This window comes from Prochlorococcus sp. MIT 1307 (assembly GCF_034092395.1).
Lineage (GTDB): Bacteria > Cyanobacteriota > Cyanobacteriia > PCC-6307 > Cyanobiaceae > AG-363-K07.
Genome location: NZ_CP139301.1, coordinates 1,163,964 through 1,186,310 on the forward strand (window position 1 = coordinate 1,163,964; position 22,347 = coordinate 1,186,310).

General features: G+C 39.8%; 24 protein-coding genes. 13 read left to right on the forward strand and 11 right to left on the reverse strand.

The window, feature by feature from the left end; translation table 11 throughout:
* Positions 1–43 precede the first annotated feature (43 nt).
* The 4 genes from SOI82_RS06065 to SOI82_RS06080 all read left to right on the forward strand — a co-directional run bounded on the left by SOI82_RS06065 (position 44) and on the right by SOI82_RS06080 (position 3,601).
* Positions 44–964, forward strand: a complete 921-nt coding sequence (locus tag SOI82_RS06065) for a 6-carboxytetrahydropterin synthase (RefSeq protein ID WP_320666565.1) — start codon at positions 44–46, stop codon at positions 962–964.
* A gap of 7 nt (positions 965–971) precedes the next feature.
* Positions 972–1,652, forward strand: coding sequence for a RibD family protein (locus SOI82_RS06070; RefSeq protein ID WP_320666566.1), 681 nt, complete (start codon positions 972–974; stop codon positions 1,650–1,652).
* A 119-nt stretch (positions 1,653–1,771) separates the two neighbouring features.
* Positions 1,772–2,956, forward strand: a complete 1,185-nt coding sequence (locus SOI82_RS06075) for a GNAT family N-acetyltransferase (RefSeq protein ID WP_320666567.1) — start codon at positions 1,772–1,774, stop codon at positions 2,954–2,956.
* A 240-nt stretch (positions 2,957–3,196) separates the two neighbouring features.
* Positions 3,197–3,601 (forward strand): DUF4346 domain-containing protein, encoded by a 405-nt coding sequence (locus SOI82_RS06080; RefSeq protein WP_320666568.1) that lies wholly within the window; start codon positions 3,197–3,199, stop codon positions 3,599–3,601.
* Positions 3,602–3,903: 302 nt separating this feature from the next.
* Here the strand turns inward: SOI82_RS06080 and rimO are convergent, their stop codons facing one another.
* Entirely contained in the window at positions 3,904–5,322 is a 1,419-nt protein-coding gene (gene rimO, locus SOI82_RS06085) for a 30S ribosomal protein S12 methylthiotransferase RimO (protein ID WP_320666569.1), read from the reverse strand.
* A 109-nt stretch (positions 5,323–5,431) separates the two neighbouring features.
* Between rimO and SOI82_RS06090 the strand changes: the two genes are divergently transcribed.
* Positions 5,432–6,376: a vitamin K epoxide reductase family protein gene (locus tag SOI82_RS06090; protein ID WP_320666570.1), complete on the forward strand. Its 945-nt coding sequence runs from the start codon at positions 5,432–5,434 to the stop codon at positions 6,374–6,376.
* 3 nt (positions 6,377–6,379) lie between these two features.
* Here the strand turns inward: SOI82_RS06090 and nadB are convergent, their stop codons facing one another.
* On the reverse strand, positions 6,380–8,038 hold the full coding sequence (gene nadB / locus SOI82_RS06095; protein ID WP_320666571.1) for an L-aspartate oxidase: 1,659 nt from the start codon (positions 8,036–8,038) through the stop codon (positions 6,380–6,382).
* A 168-nt stretch (positions 8,039–8,206) separates the two neighbouring features.
* Positions 8,207–8,911, reverse strand: coding sequence for a DUF3120 domain-containing protein (locus tag SOI82_RS06100; protein WP_320666572.1), 705 nt, complete (start codon positions 8,909–8,911; stop codon positions 8,207–8,209).
* A gap of 200 nt (positions 8,912–9,111) precedes the next feature.
* Here SOI82_RS06100 and SOI82_RS06105 point away from each other — a divergent pair, with 200 nt between their 5' ends.
* The 6 genes from SOI82_RS06105 (at position 9,112) to SOI82_RS06130 (ending at position 15,416) form a co-directional block, all read left to right on the forward strand.
* Positions 9,112–9,975: an undecaprenyl-diphosphate phosphatase gene (locus SOI82_RS06105; RefSeq protein WP_320666573.1), complete on the forward strand. Its 864-nt coding sequence runs from the start codon at positions 9,112–9,114 to the stop codon at positions 9,973–9,975.
* Between the two features lie 21 nt (positions 9,976–9,996).
* Entirely contained in the window at positions 9,997–11,379 is a 1,383-nt protein-coding gene (locus SOI82_RS06110) for a TIGR03279 family radical SAM protein (RefSeq protein WP_320666574.1), read from the forward strand.
* Positions 11,380–11,418: 39 nt separating this feature from the next.
* The gene (locus tag SOI82_RS06115) at positions 11,419–13,110 is read left to right on the forward strand and encodes a TolC family protein (RefSeq protein WP_320666575.1); all 1,692 of its coding nucleotides are present in this window, start codon (positions 11,419–11,421) and stop codon (positions 13,108–13,110) included.
* Between the two features lie 2 nt (positions 13,111–13,112).
* A complete protein-coding gene (locus SOI82_RS06120) occupies positions 13,113–13,955 on the forward strand; it encodes an inositol monophosphatase family protein (RefSeq protein WP_320666576.1) in 843 nt (280 codons plus the stop codon).
* A gap of 123 nt (positions 13,956–14,078) precedes the next feature.
* A complete protein-coding gene (locus tag SOI82_RS06125; RefSeq protein WP_320666577.1) occupies positions 14,079–15,011 on the forward strand; it encodes a YihY/virulence factor BrkB family protein in 933 nt (310 codons plus the stop codon).
* A 48-nt stretch (positions 15,012–15,059) separates the two neighbouring features.
* Positions 15,060–15,416: a hypothetical protein gene (locus SOI82_RS06130; RefSeq protein WP_320666578.1), complete on the forward strand. Its 357-nt coding sequence runs from the start codon at positions 15,060–15,062 to the stop codon at positions 15,414–15,416.
* A gap of 30 nt (positions 15,417–15,446) precedes the next feature.
* On the opposite strand, the gene xseB is transcribed toward SOI82_RS06130, so the two are convergent.
* From xseB to SOI82_RS06160, 6 genes are all read right to left on the reverse strand, one after another.
* Entirely contained in the window at positions 15,447–15,767 is a 321-nt protein-coding gene (xseB, locus tag SOI82_RS06135) for an exodeoxyribonuclease VII small subunit (protein WP_320666579.1), read from the reverse strand.
* 11 nt (positions 15,768–15,778) lie between these two features.
* Positions 15,779–16,921, reverse strand: coding sequence for an exodeoxyribonuclease VII large subunit (gene xseA / locus SOI82_RS06140; protein WP_320666580.1), 1,143 nt, complete (start codon positions 16,919–16,921; stop codon positions 15,779–15,781).
* The gene (locus tag SOI82_RS06145) at positions 16,911–17,087 is read right to left on the reverse strand and encodes a hypothetical protein (RefSeq protein WP_320666581.1); all 177 of its coding nucleotides are present in this window, start codon (positions 17,085–17,087) and stop codon (positions 16,911–16,913) included. Before SOI82_RS06145 ends, xseA begins: the two co-directional genes overlap by 11 nt.
* 129 nt (positions 17,088–17,216) lie before the next feature.
* On the reverse strand, positions 17,217–17,363 hold the full coding sequence (locus SOI82_RS06150) for a high light inducible protein (RefSeq protein WP_320666582.1): 147 nt from the start codon (positions 17,361–17,363) through the stop codon (positions 17,217–17,219).
* Positions 17,364–17,566: 203 nt separating this feature from the next.
* Complete coding sequence (locus SOI82_RS06155; RefSeq protein WP_320666583.1) at positions 17,567–17,950, reverse strand: hypothetical protein; 384 nt, start codon at positions 17,948–17,950, stop codon at positions 17,567–17,569.
* A gap of 55 nt (positions 17,951–18,005) precedes the next feature.
* Positions 18,006–18,257: a DUF2973 domain-containing protein gene (locus tag SOI82_RS06160; RefSeq protein WP_320666584.1), complete on the reverse strand. Its 252-nt coding sequence runs from the start codon at positions 18,255–18,257 to the stop codon at positions 18,006–18,008.
* 344 nt (positions 18,258–18,601) lie between these two features.
* Between SOI82_RS06160 and SOI82_RS06165 the strand changes: the two genes are divergently transcribed.
* Positions 18,602–19,792, forward strand: a complete 1,191-nt coding sequence (locus SOI82_RS06165) for a trypsin-like peptidase domain-containing protein (protein ID WP_320666585.1) — start codon at positions 18,602–18,604, stop codon at positions 19,790–19,792.
* 321 nt (positions 19,793–20,113) lie between these two features.
* Here SOI82_RS06165 and SOI82_RS06170 read toward each other — a convergent pair whose 3' ends face one another.
* The gene (locus tag SOI82_RS06170; protein WP_320666586.1) at positions 20,114–21,838 is read right to left on the reverse strand and encodes an ATP-binding cassette domain-containing protein; all 1,725 of its coding nucleotides are present in this window, start codon (positions 21,836–21,838) and stop codon (positions 20,114–20,116) included.
* Between the two features lie 82 nt (positions 21,839–21,920).
* Here SOI82_RS06170 and SOI82_RS06175 point away from each other — a divergent pair, with 82 nt between their 5' ends.
* The gene (locus SOI82_RS06175) at positions 21,921–22,118 is read left to right on the forward strand and encodes a hypothetical protein (protein ID WP_320666587.1); all 198 of its coding nucleotides are present in this window, start codon (positions 21,921–21,923) and stop codon (positions 22,116–22,118) included.
* Here the strand turns inward: SOI82_RS06175 and SOI82_RS06180 are convergent.
* Complete coding sequence (locus SOI82_RS06180; protein ID WP_320666588.1) at positions 22,096–22,326, reverse strand: hypothetical protein; 231 nt, start codon at positions 22,324–22,326, stop codon at positions 22,096–22,098. The genes SOI82_RS06175 and SOI82_RS06180 overlap by 23 nt on opposite strands.
* Positions 22,327–22,347 lie beyond the last annotated feature (21 nt).

A 22,347-nucleotide genomic window follows, 5' to 3' on the forward strand; every position in this document is an offset into this window, starting at 1 on the left:
AGCTATTAAAGACAATTAAGATGGAGGCAAGCCAGTCCCTGATATGACTGAAACCTCCATCAAGGCTCAGCATGGTCAAGGCCGAAACTGTGTTATCACCCGACGTGCATGCTTCAGTTCTAGCCACCGTTATTGGCTTCCAGAATTTTCAGCGGATGACAACGCTGCTTACTTTGGTGCATGTTCACTAGCTCCTGGACATGGGCACAATTATGAATTGATCGTCTCAATGTCAGGTGAACTCGATGCAGATGGCATGGTGCTGAACCTCTCAAATGTGAAACGATCCATCAGTGATGAGGTTACTGATCAACTTAATTTTCGCTTCCTAAATGATGTTTGGCCAGAGTTTGATCTCACTAAAGCCGAAGGTTGCTTACCAACAACTGAAGCTTTAGTAAGAATCATTTGGAACCGACTAGAGCAACATTTGCCACTTGTAGCTCTTCGCCTTTATGAACACCCTCGCCTTTGGGCAGACTATCTAGGAAATTCTATGGAAGCCTACTTAACTATTCGAACCCATTTCGCAGCTGCCCACCGATTAGCAAGAAAGGAGCTTAGCCAAGAAGAAAACGAAAAAATCTACGGGAAATGTGCCAGACCAAATGGACATGGACATAACTATCTGGTGGATGTCACCGTCCGGGGCTCCATTGATAAGCGGACAGGTATGGTTTGTGACTTATCGGCTCTGCAATGTTTAGTAGAGGATTTAGTAGTGGAACCTTTTGACCACACAAACCTCAATCTAGACATCCCTTATTTTTCTACTTGCGTTCCCACAGCAGAGAATATTGCTCTTCACATTTCTGATCGTCTTAAGCAACCTATAAAAGCGATTGGAGCAAGCCTGCACAAAATACGTTTACAGGAAAGTCCTAATAATGCAGCTGAGGTTTATGCAGAAACGACCCAATTAGATTCAATTTCAGACAATTTGGAGGCAGTCGCAATGAATTAAAAAACATTTGAAAACTCCTTGGGTCAGACTTGTATTAGCTATTAGCCTTGATGGACGCATTGCTCTACCTCATGGAGGCAAAGCCCACCTGGGCGGGAAGGGAGATATTCGAGTATTAGAAGAAGCTCTTGCTTGGTCTGACGGAACACTTATCGGAGGAGGAACTCTACGTTGTCATTGCCAAACATGCCTAATACATAATGATGATTTACTGAAAAAACGACAATCCGAAGGGCGATCTCCTCAACCGGTTGCTGTTGTAGTAAGTAGCCAAAAAAAATTTTGTTATAGCTGGCCTTTTTTTCAGCAGCCAATCGAACGATGGCTGGTTAATACAAGCCATCTTCCCCAGCAGAGTGCAGAGTCTGGAAGATATGAGCGTGAATTCCTTCTGCAACCCAACTGGTCAGAAACACTTGCTGAACTTGCCTATGCAGGATTGTCGCGTTTAGTTCTACTTGGTGGTGCACAACTAGTTGGTTCTTTATTGCAAGCTGATGCGGTAGACGAGTTACAACTCACCATGACGCCAAAGATCATTGGAGGAAACTTCAATTGGGTACCTAATGATTTAAATAATCTCCCATTACGCCTTGCGGCAGATAATGCTTGGTATCTCAAAGGCAATAAATCACTCGAGGGCAATGAATTACTAGTCCAATACATACGCAATCGTTCTTCCCATTAAATCAATCAAGTATGTTCAATCTGAATGATCCAACAAAATTGTTCAACTTAGTCTTTTGAACACACTTAAATACTTTGGGTAGTTATTTTATTGCTATTAGCTCTTAAAGCTGCCCTTCAATGGCCAACCTCATAGCTCGTTGGCACCAATCTCTCAATGAAATCCCAGAGCATCATTGGGAAGATCTTGTGGGCAATCACATTAATCCATTCTTTCGATGGAAATGGCTTAGTGCACTAGAAACATCTAACAGTATTTGTGCTCGGCAGGGTTGGCAACCATTACATTTAGTGTTGTGGCGTGAAGAAACCCCTATTGCAGTTGCCCCTCTATATCTCAAAGCACACAGCTATGGAGAATTTGTTTTTGATCAAGTCTTTGCAAGGTTAGCTGAGGAACTAAGCCTCAACTATTACCCAAAATTAATAGGAATGAGCCCATTAAGTCCTGTAGAAGGCTATCGTTTTTTTTACGCCCAAAATGAAAATACTCAAGAACTAACAAATCTAATGATGGAGACAATCGATAGATTTGCTATTAGCAATGGAATCAATAGCTGCAATTTTCTTTATGTAGATTCAGCATGGAGAGAATTAGCCGAAGCTACAAATTGTGCTAGATGGGTCAACCAGAAGAGTCTTTGGCTCGCAGAAGGGAGCAAGAGCTTTTCTGAATATCTGAAAAAATTTAATTCAAATCAAAGACGGAATATAAAAAGAGAAAGAAAAGCTGTTGAAAATGCTGGAGTAAAGGTTGAAGTCATTACTGGGGATCAAATCAATAAGCCAATTATGGAACTTATGCATAACTTTTATGAGCAACATTGTGCCAGATGGGGAGCTTGGGGTAGCAAATATCTTTCAAAAAATTTTTTTGAAGAACTCTCAACTCCAGGCCTAAAAAATTACCTTGTACTGTTCAATGCACATCAACATGATTCAAAAGATCCAATCGCTATGTCCTTATGCATTAAAGATAGAAACATGTTATGGGGGAGATACTGGGGGAGTAAGAAAGAAATTGATTGCCTACACTTTGAGGTATGTTACTACTCACCAATTAGCTGGGCTTTAAAGCAAGGTATAACCCACTTTGATCCAGGGGCAGGTGGAAGTCACAAGCGAAGAAGAGGCTTCATTGCACAAGAAAATATAAGTTTACATCGTTGGTATGATAAAAGAATGGATACTTTGATTAGACCCTGGCTAAAAAAAGTCAATAAGATCATGGCACTAGAAATCGAATCTCAAAATAATGAATTACCATTTAGAATTGATGCCCCAACACTATCAGCTAAAAATTAAATTCATAATTAACAAAATCAATTATCATCATTGCAGAAAACCTATAGAAGTTTTATAGCCGATCCAAAATAGTAGATCTAAGTCACAATAAAGGCACAAATCACCAAGACAATAGTTTGTATTTAAATATCTATGCTTTGCAATAGAAAATATTTTGCCTATAACTATTATAAAAGATGTATTAAGACTATGGAGCCAATACTTATACTAATTGAATGCATGACACTCTAAACTGAATCAATGGCCTCAAAGCAAATCACACTTCAAGAGGCTGTTGATCGAATTCAGATACTGGACGAAAAATTATCACATCGACTCATCTCCCTTGACCCAAGTGGTTATTTTATAATCAAGTTAGATCACGCCTCTAAAGAGATTGTGGTCGAACATTACTCAAACGATATCGACGATCTCGGCAGAGCAATTGATCCCGAAACAGGAAAGCCCCTTGACTGTAAAGGAGAGAGAAAAAGAATGCCAAGTAAGACGTTTAGAGGAAAAAGTGCCAAAGAGATTGGCATACACCTTACAGAAGGTGTTGGCCCATACTTAGTAAGCAAATTAGACCATGCCCTATATCTTGGCAGAGAACTCCAAAAAGCTGAAGGATGTCTTCTAAATACAAAGCAATACATTCAGGATTAAGAAGGGGGTTTTAAGGACCTTTTGAGCGAGTCATCTGATGTAATAGATAAGTATATATTTTTTTTCAATGGGAATCGTTTTTTACCTAGGAATTGTTCTCAGTGGCCTCGTCGCTGCTTTTACCATAAATAAAATCCTCAAAACCATTAAATTAATCTAAGCTGAAATTAGTTTTTTTTGAATTAATCGAAAAACAAATCACAAGAAGTTTTCGAGCTAAATAGCATGTGGGAGCCCTCCTGATCACCAAAAGGAATAGTCAGGAAAAAATACAAATTAATTTTTTAGATCAATTTCTTTAATTAGTTTTGATCACGAGCCGCATTAACCATTTCTTCTACACCCACTAAATGTCCAGTTAAGTCATAAACATCAGCACCAGTAATCAAAGCAGTAAGCATCATTCCCTCTTTTACATTAAATTCACCTACTCCAGGCTGTAAAAAAACTTCTCCATCCACTTCAGGTGCAAAGCGACTACAACGTCCAATCATTTGTCCAGATTGTGAATTAACCTTTTCAACCAAAATATCCACTGTCCGACCTACCCAACTGCGATTCTTTGCTTCAGCGATGGGTTGCTGAATAGTCATTATTTTATCTTTACGTGCTTGTGCAACTTGAGGAGAAACTTGAGCAGAAAGAGTGGCAGCTTTTGTCCCTTCTTCAGCAGAAAAAGTAAAAACACCGACATGATCAAAACATTGCTCCCCTACAAAACCAGCAAGGTGATCAAAGTGAGCCTCCGTTTCACCAGGGAAGCCAACAATCAACGTGGTTCTCAAAACTGCATCAGGCAACTGGTCACGAATTTGATCAAGCAGCAAAGAATTCACATCCATTTGCCAAGGACGATTCATAGCCTTCAACAAATCGGGGTGACTATGCTGCAAAGGTAGATCAAGGTATGGCAATACATTGGGTACTTCTTGATAAGCAGCCAAGACATCCGAAGTCAGTCCCGTAGGGTAGGCATAATGAATACGTATCCAAGGGATATCTACTTCTCCCAGTGCTCTTAAAAGCTTGGCAAGAGAAGGCTCGCCGTACAAATCTATTCCGTAGTTAGTAGTGATCTGACTTATCAAAATCAATTCCTTTACTCCCTGATAAGCCAGTTGATGAGCTTCTGCAACGATTGACTCTATTGAACGACTTCTTTGGTTTCCACGAAGTTTGGGAATAATGCAAAACGAACAACGATAATCGCATCCTTCAGCAACCTTTAAATATGCAACTGCTTGACCTGTAGTACGAAAACGTGGCAGATGCTCGTCACCAACAAAGGTTGGCGTCTGACTCACTTGATTGACTATTTCACCTAACTCAACTCTTTGCAGTACGTCAACAATATGTTGATAGTCACCTGTTCCAACAATTGCCTTAGCTTCTGGGAGCGATTGCAAAAGTTCTTCTTGAAAATGTTGAGCTAGACAGCCAGCAATAATTAATTGTTTGCCTTGATCTGCAAAATCAACAAGAGTGCGAATTGATTCCTCTCTAGCTTCTTGGATAAAGCTACATGTGTTGACGACCACAACAGCCGCATCCTTTGTATTAGCACTTACCCCATATCCCGCTTCTGATATCAAGCCCAGCATGTGCTCGGTATCAACCCGATTTTTTTCGCAACCTAAATGTGCAAAAGCTACGGAAGGTTTTCGTTGATTTAATGCAGTTTGATTTCTCGGAAGGCTAGGCCGAGAGTCAGGAGTTGTCATAGAAAAAGAGAATCAAATTTGTGGCGCACAAAAAAATTGCTTTGATTAAAAATATAGGTAAGCGCTGCCTTCCCAAAACTGTCAGAATTAAGAAATCTCTAACTAGGACATGGGCACAACACGCCTTAAAAGTCGCAGACGCCAAGACCAGGGATTGAAATGGCCCAGAATCACTATGGCGATTCTGGCAACCATTGGCGTTATTGATACTGGTTCAATCACTTTTAACAGATGGGGCTGGATTGGATCCCTTTCTTGTCCTGGAGGAGCCGAAGGTTGCGACAAAGTTTTAAATAGCCCATGGGGCTCAGTCTTACTTGGGAATGGTTTTGAAATTCCCTTGTCATTATTTGGTTTGTTTAGTTACCTGGCCATACTTTTAATGGCAATAGTGCCTCTATTGCCAGGCCTTACAGAAAATAAAGCAGATCTCTCAAGAAAAACATGGTGGGGCTTGTTTTTAACTGCCTGCGTTATGGCAGTTTTCAGCCTCATTCTTATTTGGTTAATGATCTTCAAGATCAAAGCCTTTTGTTTCTTCTGCTTTGTATCAGCATTTATTTCCATAACTATTTTTGGATTAACTCTAATAGGGGGCGGTTGGGATGATTTTGGAGAACTTCTGTTTCGTGGATTTATCCTTGGAATTGCTGTTCTATTAGGTGGATTGATTTGGGCTTCAGCTGCCGATCCAAAACAATCACCACTCGTCAACAGTCTTGAAGTTGGTATTTCTCCTGCTGTTAAAACCCAAAGCACTCCAGATTCAATTTCGCTAGCAAAGCATCTAAAAGCTTCTGGAATAGTTCAATACAGTGCTTATTGGTGTCCTCATTGTCATGAGCAAAAAGAAATGTTTGGGAAGGAAGCAGTATCAGAATTAAAAATCGTCGAATGTGCAGAAGATGGGAAAAATAGTCAGCGTTCTCTTTGTGAAGCGAAAGGAATTACTGGCTACCCTTCTTGGGAAATAAATGGAAAGCTTTATTCAGGAATTCAACAACTACAAGACTTAGCTGATTTAAGCGGCTATCCAGGCACAAGGAATTTTTAATCTTCAGTCCTTAACTGGTCTAGTGGAAATAGCTTGACCACACTTTTGCTGAGAGTGGCATTTCCAATAAGGTAATGATTTAGGGGAATCAGTTCTAAAATGTCCTCCCCTACTTTCACAACGAAAAATACAAGCCTCAAACAATAATGAACTTGTGAGTTGGCGATTACTTAAATCCAACAGCAAGTTAATGTCTCTACGGGAAGTTTCATCAAAACGAATAGATAAATTTTTGGCTTGTTTATGCATCAACTGAAGTAATGGTTGTTTAACTAATTGGTCGGCAGCCTTACGAATTGAGTTCAAACCCTTTTGCATACCTTTCAATGAACGATTAACGCCAACTTCTTGCCAACAAAGTTGGCGCAAATCTTGAATTGATTTAGATAAAGACTCTGCTGTTTCTATGCCAGATAAACGTAATGAACAATCAATAGAAGAGGTTTCTTGTAAGTTCCTACTAGTCAGGGCATTATCCGTTAATTCAATAGTTGACATTTTCCTCGCGAAAACGAGGCATTCCATTAATGAATTACTTGCAAGTCTATTTGCTCCATGCAAGCCACTAGAAGCAATCTCTCCAACCGCAAAAAGTCCTTTAAGTGTTGTTTCTGCACGCAAATTAGTCGCAACTCCTCCCATCCAGTAGTGAGCAGCAGGAGCCACTGGAATTAGATTTTTTAGGGGGTCTAAACCTAATTCTTTGCAACGCTGAAGAATTGAAGGGAAATGAGCCTCGACCTGAGAAGGAGGAATTGACTTGATATCCAGTTCCATATGATTAACCATTTGTCTTTCCATAGCTTGAACAAGTGCTCTACTAACTTGATCTCTAGGGGCAAGGTCGGCACCATCCAAGTGCGCAACAGGACTTTGTCCCCATTTGTCCACAAGGACCGCACCCTCACCGCGCAATGCCTCTGAAATTAAAAAGCATGGGCCATTATCTAAATGCAAGGCAGTGGGGTGAAACTGAACAAATTCCAGATCTTCAATCAACGCACCAGCACGCCAGGCCAAAGCAAGTCCTTCTCCACATGCTTGTGCAGGGTTAGTCGTATTAGAGAATAAGTGCCCCCCTCCGCCACTAGCCAGAACAACTGCCCTGGCTGAAATCCAACGCAGAAAAGGGCCGTCCAGAATTTGAACACCAAGACAAGCGTTGGACTCAACCCATAACTGAGTAACTCGCACGCCTCGACGATGGACAAGGTTTGGACGTTGATCAACTTGCTCTTCAAGCACCTCAACAAGAGCTCTTCCAGTGCGATCCTGCACATGAAGAACACGCCTAAAACTATGGGCAGCCTCAAGAGTTGTAGCTAACTGATCGCAATCACGATCAAAATCCATCCCGATCTTTTCAAGCCTTTGAATACATTGAGGTGCTTCCTCAACAAACATTCTTACTGCATCTCCATCGCACAAGCCTGCCCCTGCCTTCATAGTGTCTTCCGCATGACTTTGAAAACTATCCTCAGCACGAGTCACTGCCGCCATTCCACCCTGTGCCCACCGACTCGAAGAATGTCTACTGGTATTCCTATTCAGCAGCAAAACCTTCAAATGAGCAGGCAACTCAAGGCATGACATCAAGCCTGCGGCTCCTGCTCCTATGACAACTACATCCCAAGGGCCTCCAGGGATTGAGCTAGTTTGCATAAAAGGAGACCTCATAAATCTATAAGCAGTCCGTAAAAACGCAAGATTGCTAATTGAGATTGTTTAGAAGGAAAACGCTTTTAATTGCATTGACCAAGAATGGATTGAATCTACAAGTTCACTGAGCAATTCCCACTAGATTTAGATCAACGTCTTTACCTACACTTTCTAAATCAATCCACTAAACGTTGGATGGATAAGTGCTGTTAAAAAAAAGAGGCCATCAACCCAAAGAGTTGTCATCAAGGCTGCGCTAGCAACTAGCCATGCACTTCCTGAAGGTAAATGTATCAGTGCCCTCTCTTTCATCAGATTTGCGATCAGAACTATAACCACTCCAGCAATTAATAACAGGAGAATTGATTGAGGTTTAAAAAGCTGCTCAGCTGTTTCATGAAGTAACTGAGGAGCATCTAACAAAGAAGCTTTTACAACATCTGGCCAAGAATGCATTACTCCTGTGAACAACATCATGAGATCAGTAAAAGCAGCTCCAAGTAAGCAAGACAAATAAAAACTTGCTCCAATTCGCCATCGCGTCTCAAGGCCGACAAAAGCCAAAGGTAAAGCTATTGCTTCTACCGGCAGATGCATTACAGGATATTCACGCAACCAGCCCCAAAACAAACAACCTCCTAACCAGCTTCCACTAACACCAACCAAAAGTGAAGCGGCCCTAGCCCATTTTTCACCTCCAAAGCGTGAAAGTATAAATCCACAACCTAAAAGTACAAAAGTAAACAAGCAAGCTGAAATTGGATGAAAATGCACCCATGGAGCCTGCAAGAAAACTGGAAGCACAACCAAAGCACTTGCCCAAAATTGCAAAGTCCTAGGATTGGTTAGATAACCTTCTGAAAATTCTGAAGGCACTTTGATTGGGAGAGAGTTGATCAGAGTTGCTTAAGGAAAAAGGTTGTTTTGATGGAGGACACTTTTCTGAATGAACTAATAAGGCACACCCCCTCCATTTGGAACTAATTCAATAAACCTTAGAAGACCATCACGCTCTAATGGACTTTTGAAAGTATTTGATGGTCTGCAATAGCTTGCTGATGTGGTAAAGAGATTAAATGCCTGAAATCGCAAATAACAATGAGCTGCTTGAGGCTTGCTTTAAATATTTGATACTTGGCATGGTACAGGGACTAACTGAATTTTTACCTATCAGCAGTACTGCCCACCTTAAAGTTGTCCCAATGATGTTGGGTTGGACAGATCCAGGGCTCTCTATCACGGCAGTAATCCAATTAGGAAGCATATTGGCGGTCATCACTTACTTCAGGAATGATCTTAAGGAGGTACTCAAGGGCATTAGCTTGGCTTGCACAAATGACCAATGGAGAGAAAAAAAAGCACGCTTAGGAATTGCAATTTGCACTGGGACTCTTCCGATTCTTTTGACAGGAATGTCAATAAAGCTTTTCTGGAGTGACTTTGAAAATTCTTTGTTCCGCAGCATCCCTTTTATTGCCTTAATTTCTATTTTCATGGCATTTTTGCTTGCTATAGCGGAAAAACTAGGGGATCAAAGCAAACAGCTAGAAAAGATATCTGGCCAAGATGGATTAGTCATTGGTATTGGCCAAATATTTTCCATCATCCCGGGTGTTTCTCGTTCTGGCATCACATTAACAACTGCTTTACTACATGGTTGGAAGCGAGAAGATGCTGCAAGATTTTCCTTTTTAATTGGTATCCCTGCTATTAGTTTGGCGGGTGCAGCAGAACTAAAAAATACATTTCATGCTATCCAATTAACTAATGAGTTTCTTCCTCTAATTATTGGTATCTCTTCAGCAACAGTTGTCTCATGGATTGTAATTGACTGGCTTCTAAAATACCTTCAAAAAAATAGCACTTGGATATTTGTTATCTATAGATTGATATTTGGCATAACCTTGCTGTTGAGATGGTGGGTAATAAGATCAAGCTGAGGTAAATTAAACTATGCAATTGTGTGGAATAAATCTTCCGTCGATGTTGCGGTGTCAGAACTAAAAAAGGAGTCTACAGCTAGCTTTCCAAAGCCTGCTGTGGTGAAATCAATTGCACCTGGTTCAATCGGAGAAGAATTAGGATTTGAACCAGGTGATCAACTTCTAAAAATTAACGGTGTGAGGCCGCGGGACCTTATCGATTATCGATTTCTGACTGTTGAAGAAGAACTACACCTTGAAATAATGGATTCTGCAGGAACTATCCACTATGTTGATCTTGAAAAAGAGGCTGATGACAGTCTTGGCTTAACTTTTACTGAAGCATTATTTGATGGATTACGTCAATGCAATAATCAATGTCCATTTTGCTTTATTGATCAACAACCTCCAGGGCATCGTGACAGTCTCTACCTAAAAGATGATGACTATAGGCTTAGTTTCCTGTATGGTTCATACCTCACACTTACTAATCTCAAAGACTCAGATTGGAAAAGAATTGAATCACAACGTCTATCTCCTCTATATGTATCTGTTCATGCAACCCAACCTGAACTAAGGGCGCAATTACTGCACAATTCCCGAGCAGGGCTGCTTATGCAACAGCTAGATTGGTTTGCCCAACGTAACCTACAAATACATGCACAAGTAGTAATTTGCCCTGGTCTTAATGATGGCAAAGCCTTAGATAACACACTGCAAGATCTTGCGATCCATGCCAAAGGTGATTGGCCTGTTGTTCTTTCAACAGCCATAGTGCCAGTTGGGTTAACACGTTTTCGTCCACAAAATGATGGATTAATTCCTATCGACACGAAATGTGCTCGCCAAGTTATCGCTCAAGTAGAGCTACTACAAAAAAAATTCAAAAAAACTATTGGATCAAATTTTGCCTGGCTTTCCGATGAATGGTATCTAATTGCTCAAAAACCTCTCCCAGCCCGTAGTGCTTACGAAGATCTGCCTCAACAAGAAAATGGTGTAGGGAGCATCAGAGCATTTTTAGAAAATATGGATATTGCTACTGCGAACCTTCCAAGCAAGATTCAAAAGCCAAAAAAATGTAGTTGGGTTGTGGGCCGACTTGTAGAAAAAGCATTAATTGCTGCTTCGAACAAACTTAATGAAGTGGAAGGTTTGACACTGCACATATTTGGTCTCCCAAGCGCATATTGGGGCCAAGATCAAGTGGTCACAGGTTTACTAACAGGCGCAGACCTCATCGAGGGATTAAAAAACAAAGATCTTGGAGAGCAGCTATTACTACCATCTGTAATGCTGAAACACGGTGAGGATGTTTTCCTAGATGACATGTCCTTAAAAGAACTTTGTGAAACACTTCAAGTACCAATCAGAATTGTGCATGGAGCAGATGACATCGTGGCTGCAGCAATAGAAGATTGAGACAAAGTTCTCTAAACTCATATAAGTTTCTCAATTCCAGTGCGAGGGAATACTGCAAAAATCGTATTTGTAGTCTGCGTGCTACTTCAAGGAACTAATTCGATCAAAGCTGCTCAATCTCAATCCACTTCATTTGTCAAGAAGACTGTTGAGCATCCTTTTTACGGGAAGAGTCTCAATTCCACAACCTTTTTAAATTCTAATTGGCCATTAAAAAAGGCTGATACAAATAAAAGGCTTCCCAATATTAAAGCTACGAATAGCAGAAAGCCTCTTACCAAGTCAAAGACGGTTTTACCTTCTGATCTTTTATTTAATCTGACTTCTCCAGACAATCTCTCCCTACCTAGAAAAACATCAGAAATAGAGAAAAGAAATCTATATCCTTTAGAAATAACAGATCTTGAAAAATTAGTGGAAGCAAATAACCCAAAGCTAGAAGTTTATAGAAGGCAAATAGAGCAACAAAAATATAATCTTAAACAATCCATTTCAACTTGGTATCCAACTATAGATTTAGGAGCTACTCCACAATACTTAGATGGTAACAATTACAACGATGCTCGACCTAACACCAGCAGTGACCAATGGAAAACAAGCCTTTCAGTAGACATCAATTGGAATCTGATCGATCCATCTAGAGCACCAGAAATTAATGCAGCTAAGGATACTTATGAAAAAGCAAAAGCGTCTTATTTAATCGAGTTAAGAGACTTAAAATTAGAAGCATTAAATGCTTATTTCTTACTACAAAAATCAGATGCAGGTGTTCGAATAGGAAAGGAATCCGTCAGAGCCTCACAACTAAGTCTTAGTGATGCAAAAGCTCGCTTCGACTCAGGACTAGGCACAAGACTAGAAGTGCTAGAAGCAGAAACTCAGCTGGCCCGCGATAATAGGCTTCTCACTAATAATCTAGGGGAGCAAAGTATTAACCGCAGCTCATTGGCGATAATACTCAACTTGCCTTTATCGATTATCCCCGTGGCAGCAACACCTCCAGAGATAATCGGTGTATGGGAATCTTCTCTTGAAGAAAGCATCATCTCTGCTTACTCCTTTCGAGAAGAGCTAGAAAATATTAGGCTTGATATATCAATAAATAACAGTAACGCAAATGCAGCCCTAGCAAGTGTTCAGCCCAAGTTAAGTATTTTTAATACTTTTAACAACTCCTATACTGAAGGTAAATTATCTTCTATTAACAGCGATGGTTCCGCAAGCAGTAATACTGTTGGATTAAAGGCAACATGGCGAGTTTTCGATGGTTTAAACGCACAGTCAAGATACAATTACAACAAAGAAATAGTAAAAGTTTCAGAAGCAAAGTTTGCTGAGAAAAGAAATAACATACGCCAAGAAATTGAACAAAGTTTTATTAAATTAAGAACAGCAAGTAAAGATATTATGAGTAGCACTCGGGAAGTTATAGCAGCTAGAGAATCTTTAAGATTAGCGCGTTTAAGGTTTCAGTCAGGTATCACTACTCAACGAGAAGTAGTAAATAACCAACGGGATCTCACACAAGCCGAAGTTGAGTACACAGAAGCAATAACTGCTTATAATACAAGTATTGCAAAACTTCAGAGAAGTACAGGAGTTGAACATGTACAAGCATGTACCTCTCCTAAGATAATGTCTAATATTGTTGAAGACAGTGACCCTAGTAATATCCCAATTGATCCATTTCCAGTAATAAAAGCCTGCCCAAAATCAAATTCGAGTAAATAGGGATGAACTTCTCAACTTTGCCAAATAGTCTAACTAAGCTACAGATTAGCAAGGTCAATGAGCTACTAGATCTAGTTGCAAAGAGACAACTTGAAGATTTTGGAAATATCACATCTGATATAAAAGATGATGGCACACTAATAACAAGCTGTGATCGATGGAGTGACTCAACTATTGTCAAAAATCTTGGCGAAATTTCCCCAAAAGAAGGAGTCCTAAGTGAAGAAGGTTCCAAAAAAGTTCCAGATTCAAATGCATATTGGGTGGTTGACCCACTGGATGGCACGACAAATTTTTCCGCTGGAATACCTTATTGGGCAATATCAATAGCACGTTTTGCAAATGGAAAGCCAGATACAGCTTTTTTAGATTTACCTGCCCTTAAAAAACGAATCCTTGCAATCCGTGGTCAGGGAGTTTGGCTAAACGGCAAGAAACTAACAAAAAAAAGTAGGCTTACTTCAAATAGTGCTTGTGTTTCTCTTTGCAGTCGTTCTATTCGAATTCTCCAAAGACGGCCAGATAAACCTTTCCCAGGCAAAATTCGTCTATTAGGAGTTTCAAGTTTAAACATGGTTGGTGTTGCCATAGGGCAAACAATCGCAGCGTTAGAAGCCACACCTAAGATCTGGGATCTTGCATCTGCCTGGCTGATTCTTTCAGAGCTAGATTGTTCTATTAAATGGTTAGATATTGATCCATCAGAACTTAAGGCTGGTCAAGACTTAACTAAAGTAAATTTTCCACTTCTTACAGCTAGCTCTTCCACTGAACTAGAGAAGCTGTTGCCCTGGGCAGAAGTTTTAATGCATAGCTGGATTGATATTCAAGACAACATTAAGTAGGCAATCTAGTTAGTCGAAAATCCTTTAATAATTAAAAAACTGTAAAAACAAACATCTTCTTAATGTAAAGAAGTCAATAGGTGTCGCAAGCGTTATAAATAGTCTTGTTTAGGTAATAGCAAAGTGGGATTTCGTTTAAGACGTAAAGCACGGTTTCTTCTTACAAGTTTGTGGCGTGCCTATGAACGTTGGGCACATTGTGATTGTGTTGACCTAAGTGCAGCATTTGCTTATTACACGCTTCAATCCTTCTTCCCAATTTTATTAATATCTCTTTCAGTAGCCTCCTGGTTTCTAGGTAGGCAAAATGGACTTGACCAACAAATCATAAATTTTGCAGCCCAAATTCTTCCTCCGTCAGTAGTTGGGCTAGTCGATACAACCTTAGTCAAACTAGTCAATCAAGGTTTTGGTGCGGGAATACTTGGCGCAATGTTCCTTATGGTTACTGCTGGGAATGCTTACCTAACTTTACAAAGAGGTACCGATCGACTTTGGGATGATGTTTTACCTCCGCAAAAATTCCCAACAACATTCCAAGTGCAAGCCTTAAAGTTTATTCGCAGCAGAATAGAAGCTTTTGTTGTTGTACTTCTAGTAGGAATACTAGTTGTGATTGATCAAATCAGTGCAAATGTTCGAATGATCCCTGGAGCTGTATTAGAAGACTTAAGCAGAACAGTTCCTTTGCTTGCAAAGTCATTATCAAGTTTTCCAGTCATACAAGTTGGTCAATTTATTATTCCCTTAATGGGGCTCTCAATAATGGCCTTATTGCTACAGGCATTACTTCCAAGTAGAAGAGTTCCTATTAAACCTCTAGTACCAGGCGCATTCATGATTGGAACTTTGTTAACTATCCTGAATTTAACTGTAAGTCGAAGTATTCTTTCATTAGGCGCACGTTTTCAAGCATATGGATTTATTGGTGGAGTTTTAGTATTAACACTTTGGGTATGGATGATAGGTGTAATTATTTATTTTGGACAATGTTGGAGCGTTGTTCTAGCCAGTACGCCTCGCAAGCGCCTTCCATTGAATTCCTATTATCCTTAATGTATGCACTAGACTAAATTCAAACGCAATAATTTATTCAGTGTCGAGATGACCAGGCTGCCTCCTTTGCTCTGGTTTGCTCTTATAGTTTTAATACTATTGCCCTCTACAGCTGGAAGATTCTTACTAGATCTGGCAGGTGGGTTAATACTTACTTTATTAGCACTCCCACTATTACTAACTGGCGCTGGTTGGCTTGGCTGGCGTTTCCTTCAATCAAAACTTATACAGTGCGAGTTTTGTGGTGCAAGCATAATTAAAGATTCAATACTTTGCCCTGCATGTGGAGAAGAATTATCTAAAGGAAATCAAGGTAATAAAAAAATATTTAGCGTAGACAACTCTATCCCTGCGAGTTCAGCAACTATAGATATAACAGCACAAGATGCCGACAATACAAATTAAATAGTTATTTATTTTTCAAGTAAGTCATGATTATTCCAAATACTCCTTCATGTTTTCTGCTTTCAATTCCACAACTTCTTGCTCAACATCTTTCAACAAATTCTCACAATGCTCGAGATACATTTTACCTTTTAAATAAAATTTTTGCAGGTCTTCCACAGGTACTCTATCATCCTGCAAACACTCTAAAAGTCTATCTAGCTCTATTAATGATTCCTCATAAGATAACAAGCTAATCTCATTATTCCATTTCTGAATTTTGCTCGTAAGTGAAGATGATTCAATTGAATTATCATATATTTGATTGCTAAAGTTAGAAGCGCTTTGATAAGATGAGTTATTTTGTTTCATTGTAAAGCTAGCTATAAATAAATTTTATCTACAATTGAAGCAACATGTCCATCACTAAGTTCAATCATTAATCTTTCACCCTTAGAAAGCTCCTGAATACTGTTAACAGGTCTTCCAAGACGGTTACGCACAATGGCAAAACCACGCATCAATACTCGGTCGGGTGAAAGAGCATTTAATAATTGAGACTTGTTTTGGAGATCTTCCTTCTTCCTTTGAATTAAAAGTAAAGGTTCTTTAGTTTTCCATAACTTCTTTCTGTCTAATAATCGTTGCCGTTCACGTCTTATAAGCCAAACAAATTGATCGTTTAATCGTTTTCGCCTCTGTAAACAATACTCTTGTGCAATGACAAAACTTGGCAATAAATCAACCATCGCAGCAGTAGGGGTGGCCGCCCGATGGTCTGCTACAAGATCTGCCACAGTCAAGTCATCCTCATGACCAAGGCCAGTGACAACAGGCAAGGGGAAGCTAGCTAATGTTCGCCCTAATTCTTCATCATCAAAAACCATTAAATCTTCTCTACTCCCACCACCCCGAGCAAGAACAATCGCTTCAATTTCTAATTCTTCTGCGCAAATGGCAACCTTATGCAAGGCAGATTGAATTTCCCTACTAACAGAGCCCTGTACAGGAATAGGAATCACAAACAATCTTGTTAAAGGCCAACGTTCTTTTGCAGTACGAATCATGTCCGCATGTGCAGAACTTGGCACACTAGTAAGAATCGCTATTGATCTTGGATATTTTGGCAATACTCTTCGTCTTCCTGCCTCAAGCAAACCTTCTTTCAAAAATAAGGCTTTCACAACCTCAAACTTACGCAGCACTGTTGAAAGACTTGGACGGATGTCCAACACCTGAACTGCAAGACTTGCTCGAACGGCCCAGAAGTTCAATTTTCCAACAATTACAACCCCATCTCCTTCATTAGGCATGAAATCAATCTTTTGAAGTTGCGAGGCCCAAATCACTGCTGAAATACTTGATGTGCCATCACTAAGAGTGAGCCACAAATGACCCTTCTTTAACTGAGATTTGGAGATAAAAGCCTTGACTACGAAGCGAGGTGCAAAACCACGTTCTAATAATCGTGCGATAGCCTCATTAAGCTCACGAACCGAATAATTTGGAAGAGTATCAAGAGTCAAGACGCTGATAAGCCAAAGCCCAGTAAATGCATACAGTCATGCTGAAAACACCTAATAATTGTCCCCACAAATGATTTAGTTGAGTAAAAGCAATTGTCAAAATCAATAGAGCACTGCTAATCAGTCGGGCTCCATCTCTTCGGTTGTTTGCAAAAAACCGAGGCAAGGCTATAGACCAAATAATTAATCTACTCTCGCTGAATATCTAAGCAATAGATATGGCTAATTAAATTTCTCAACAAATATATTCACAAGTTGAAGAAGAAGCCTTATATAACAAAACTGATGCTGCAATTTATCCAAAGCCCATTTGACCAAGAATGCCTTGTCCAGTGAGCAACTCTGTACTTAATCCGATCACAAGACCTATCATCGCCAGGCGGCCGTTCCAAGTCTCTGCAAAATTCACAAAGCCAAAACGAGGCTGATTGGTCTCAGGCATAAAATTTTATCTTTCTCACTAATTCTAACAAAGTAAAAAAGCTTCTATCAAAATTGCCAGGGAACTCAATATTTTGTCTTTGAATCGACCAGATTTATTAATTAAACCTCTAGCCAGCCATTTTTTATACTTACTTCTAAATCATACATCAACAATATATAAAAGAAGGACAAAAAAGATTAGGTCCTATCTAACTATCAACTTCAACGAACATGTCTTGCTCCATCTACTGGACAATATTCTTCCCCAGTAAGCTCTTCATAGATAATTGCAGGTAATCCTGTTTCAAACATCGTTTGCAAAGCTTCTTTCAATAAAGGATTCCAACCCCCTGTACTGACGTCTCCGTGACGTACTGTCCAGTCCCATGTACCTTGTAAATCCCTAGGTATCCGGCCCTCTCGATCTCTTCTCGCAACCAAATCAAGAGACTCAACCAAACCAACTTGAACTGGTTCTTTACCGTATGACGGGGTCAAACTTAGTTCCAGTCTGACAGGATCTTCTTTAAGTAGTCGCAAGCGAAACCTTGGCGGCAACTTCACAGTCTTGAGGACTGCAACAACAATACGAGTTCTTTGATCCAAGATTTACTCCTCTTACGAGTCATATGAAGTGCCCCATGGACACAAAGCACCTAATTTATTCAGCAGAGGTTTCTGCCGACTTAGGTGGGTCAATATCTCCAGAAAAACGCACAGTCAATAACTCTTCATCCGTAATTTTGCCATCTTGATCCAAAAGCTCTGGATGAATAGTCAGTCGACCAGTGCGGTCTTCCTTTAAATTGCTCTTTTGTAATGAGCTATTTGATAGTCGTTGATCAGCCCAAAAAACCCTCCTCATCACTCTAAAAGCTTGCCATAGCAGTAATAGCACGGCAGCAAGGTACAAAAAGATAAAAAGGAAGTTCAGCATGTCAGCTAGTCAATAACAAAAAAGCGATGGTTGGGATCAACAGTAGTTTTGAGGATTAATGGACTTGCTTATATGCTGCCATTAGTGCGCCTTAATTGCTCTAGTTAAAGGGCGTGAAAAAGCAGGAAAACAAAAAAACAAGTCATTATCTGTCACATTATTTTATATAGCCCTAACGCCTAAGCGACAGGCAAATGAACGTTTTGACCTAATCCCAAAGTTATCAAGCATTTAGACATCCTCGAATCAAATAACAAGTAGGTTTCAAAAAGGCAAGCTCTTTCTAAGCTCAATGAGAGTAATGGTTTATCGTAGAAGAAATGAGAAATGAATGGAGCAAAGGGTTTAACTTAAAAACTGACTGGATTACAAAGAACAAAAAAGCCCTCCTTTCGCCTATTGGCTTATTTATTGGAACTCTTGGAATTTGTTGCATTCCAATAACGCAATCCCTAATTTCATACCCAATAAAAGCCCAGCCAACAGAAACATTTACTAAAAAATCATTTGTAGCGGAAGCTCTAGCTCGCAGTGGCCCTGCTGTAGTCACATTAGAAACTCAGCGCAGAGTAATCCAGGGCAATTCAGCATTACCACCAGGGTTATTGATGGACCCTTATTTACAACGTTTTTTTGGCTTACAAGGTATGCGGCGGCCTCGTTCTCGAATTGAAAGGGGACAAGGGAGTGGTGTGATTTTTTCTAGTGATGGGTTTGTTCTAACCAATGCCCATGTCGTGGAAAAGACTGATCGTTTGATGATAGGTATGTCAGATAATCGAAGAGTCCCTGGGCGGGTAGTAGGCCAAGACTCTCTAACAGATCTAGCTGTTATTCAACTCGAAGGTTCAGGTCCTTGGCCATCTGCCCCATTAGGTAATTCTGATCAATTAACCGTAGGGGATTGGGCGATCGCAGTTGGTAATCCATTTGGACTAGAGAACACAGTCACACTTGGAATTATTAGCAACCTGAACCGCAATGTTTCCCAATTGGGAATATCAGGCAAACGTTTTGAACTAATTCAAACTGATGCAGCTATTAATCCAGGAAACTCAGGCGGCCCTTTGCTAAATGCAAAGGGAGAAGTAATAGGTATTAATACATTAGTACGTTCAGGACCAGGAGCAGGCTTGGGGTTTGCTATTCCAATCAACCGAGCAAGAGCAATTGCAAAACAACTTGTAGAGAAAGGCAGAGCAAGTCACCCAATGATTGGAGTCAGTCTCTCTTCTTTACCTAGCAATAATTCTAATGACTTCAACTTTAACGAAGCTGGAGCCATGATTCGTTATGTAATGCCAGGTAGTCCTGCCGATATTGGTGGACTACAAGTTGGTGATGTAATAATTTCAGTAGGCGGAAAAGAAATAAATAGTCCTAGAGATGTAATTACTGCTATCAACAGACATGGAGAAGGTAGTCCTCTCATGTTCGAGATCCGAAGAAGTATTCAAACACTAAATTTGGCAATTACTCCAATAGATATGAATAGTATTAGCAATTTCTGATTGAACATTAAAAAGGAAATGCATATCTAGTCCATGCGTACTATCCTCAATAGGGCATCTCATAAAACTAATAAAGACAAGGTCTAATCCTCTCTTTATCGTGAAGGGAAAAAGTAGTAATTTATTCCAATGATGTTTCGACTATATCACAAATATTAGAAAGAGTCTGGCAAAGATTCCCAGATTGTGGGCAGAATATATTTTCATTCACTTTGTGAAGGCTTTTGAGCTCATCTGAAATGATCTAATCGTTAAAGCAATAAGCCTTACAGCTTAATCGAATATGAAGTGTTAGGGCTAATGAAAAACTATTCTTTGGGATTAATTACCTTTCGTCTTTTTTGCATTTCTCTTCCGCTGTCGATCTCGCTTTAATAAGCGCTTTGCTTCTCTTTCCGCAAGACGCAATGCCCTTTCTTCAGTATCCTTTTCTTCAGCTTTTTTTTCTATGTAATAAGAATAATCTCCTCGATAAAGAACTAACTCACCATCTCTTATTTCCACAATACGATTAGCAACTTGTGAAATAAAATATCTATCATGAGAAACAATCAAGGCAGCACCCTGATATTCTCTTAGTGCTTCCTCTAGCATTTCTTTAGATGGTATATCTAGGTGATTAGTTGGCTCATCAAGAACCAATAAATTACATGGCTGAATTAGCATCAAAGCAAGGGCAAGTCTTGCCTTCTCACCTCCACTAAGTTGACCTACCTCTTTAAAAACAGCGTCATTGCTAAGACAAAAGCTACCCAATAATGAGCGAACTTGAGTCTGGGTCCAATTTGGAACTTGTTCAAACAGAGTATCAATTACTATTTTTTTTAGATCCAGTGCCTCTGCTTGATTTTGCTCAAAGTAACCTGCAATCACATTATGTTCTCCTAATTTAGCTTTTCCATCATCAGGAGTTTCTAGTCCCATAATTAACCTCAGTAATGTAGATTTACCTGATCCATTAGGCCCAATAAATGCAATTCTATCGCCTTTTTCAACTTCTAAGTTAGCCCCAAGAAAGAGTATTTTATCTCCATAGCTATGCGTTAGATCATCTATTATTGCTACCTGAGCTCCAGATCGAGGAGAAGTTGGAAATCTAAAAATAGGACTATTTTCTCTAACTATAGGAACCTCTACTCTTTCTACTTTATCCAATAATTTTTCTCGACTCTTTGCTTGAGTACTACGGGTAGCACTGGCTCGAAATCTATCTATATAAGCTTGCTGTGAAGCGAGGTCTTTTTGTTGGCGTTCAAATGCAGCTTGAATATTTTCCTGTTCTAGGTTCTTTTGCTCAATGTAAGCTGAATAATTTCCAGCATAAGTCCTTGAAACACCTCTTTCAGTAGAAACTATTTGTGTACAGATTTTATCTAAGAATGTTCTATCATGGCTTATTACTACCATTGCAGATGTCTGATCAAGAAGATAATTTTCTAACCATTTGATTGTTTCTAAATCAAGATGATTAGTAGGTTCATCTAATAAAAGAAGATCTGGATCTTGCAAAAGAATCTTTCCTAAAGCAATGCGCATCTGCCAACCACCTGAATAATCTCCAACCAGTTGTTCGGCTTCTGTCTGAGAGAATCCAATTTTAGGTAACAATTTTTCAACTTGAGCCTCCAATTCATATCCATGAATTGCTTCAAATCGAGTTTGAAGTACCCCTAGCTCCTTAATCAAACTATCTAGATAGTCAGGGCTCTCCGCAGCACGAAGAGACTCCATATCCTGTTCAACTGATCGAAGTTTCTTTAAGACTTTTGCTGCTTCATCAAAAGCTTGAAAGAGCTCCTCTCTAACAGTACGTTTTAAATCAACATCAAATTCTTGCTGTAAATAAGCAATTCTTGGCTCGCCCTGTCGAAGAACGTTTCCACTAGTAACATCTTCTAATCCAGCAATGATTTTCATTTGAGTGGATTTGCCAGCACCATTCACCCCAACAAGACCTATGCGATCTCCAGGCTTAACCTCCCAGGTGACCTCTTTGAGAACTTCACCTGTGGGATAGATCTTGTTAACCCGCTCAAGTCGCAGCACTAGTACACAAAATCCGAAGGGAAATCATCTCGATTGGATAAATTGAGAATGCTAATTACCTATTGCCTACCGATATCAAACCATGGCGAGACTGGAACAAATTACTGCTCTGGTTTTAGCCGCAGGCTTAGCTATTCCAAGCTATTGGTTTTTCTGGACTATGGCAGGTGGGGGCGGCTATGACCGACGTCGTAGTACCGAAGAAATTCCTTTAATTGAGGAAAGGAGGAGCCCAAACGAATTACCACAAAACCCATCTATAAACCTCCACGAGCTTTAACTAACCATTGCTTTGTATCTCCATCGTCAATTCCTTCCAAATAAGCTTTTACCTCATCAGAAGTAACTGGTAATCCAAGACTTTCACCTAACTGACAAATAGCAGTCAAAGCACCTTGAGGATCCTGAAGTGCTTGACGAAACAAAACCTGCGTATGCTCAGGGTCTGCCTTAATGCGTTGATATAGCTCCGCAGCATTGTTGGTCATAACAAAATCAAATAACTGGAT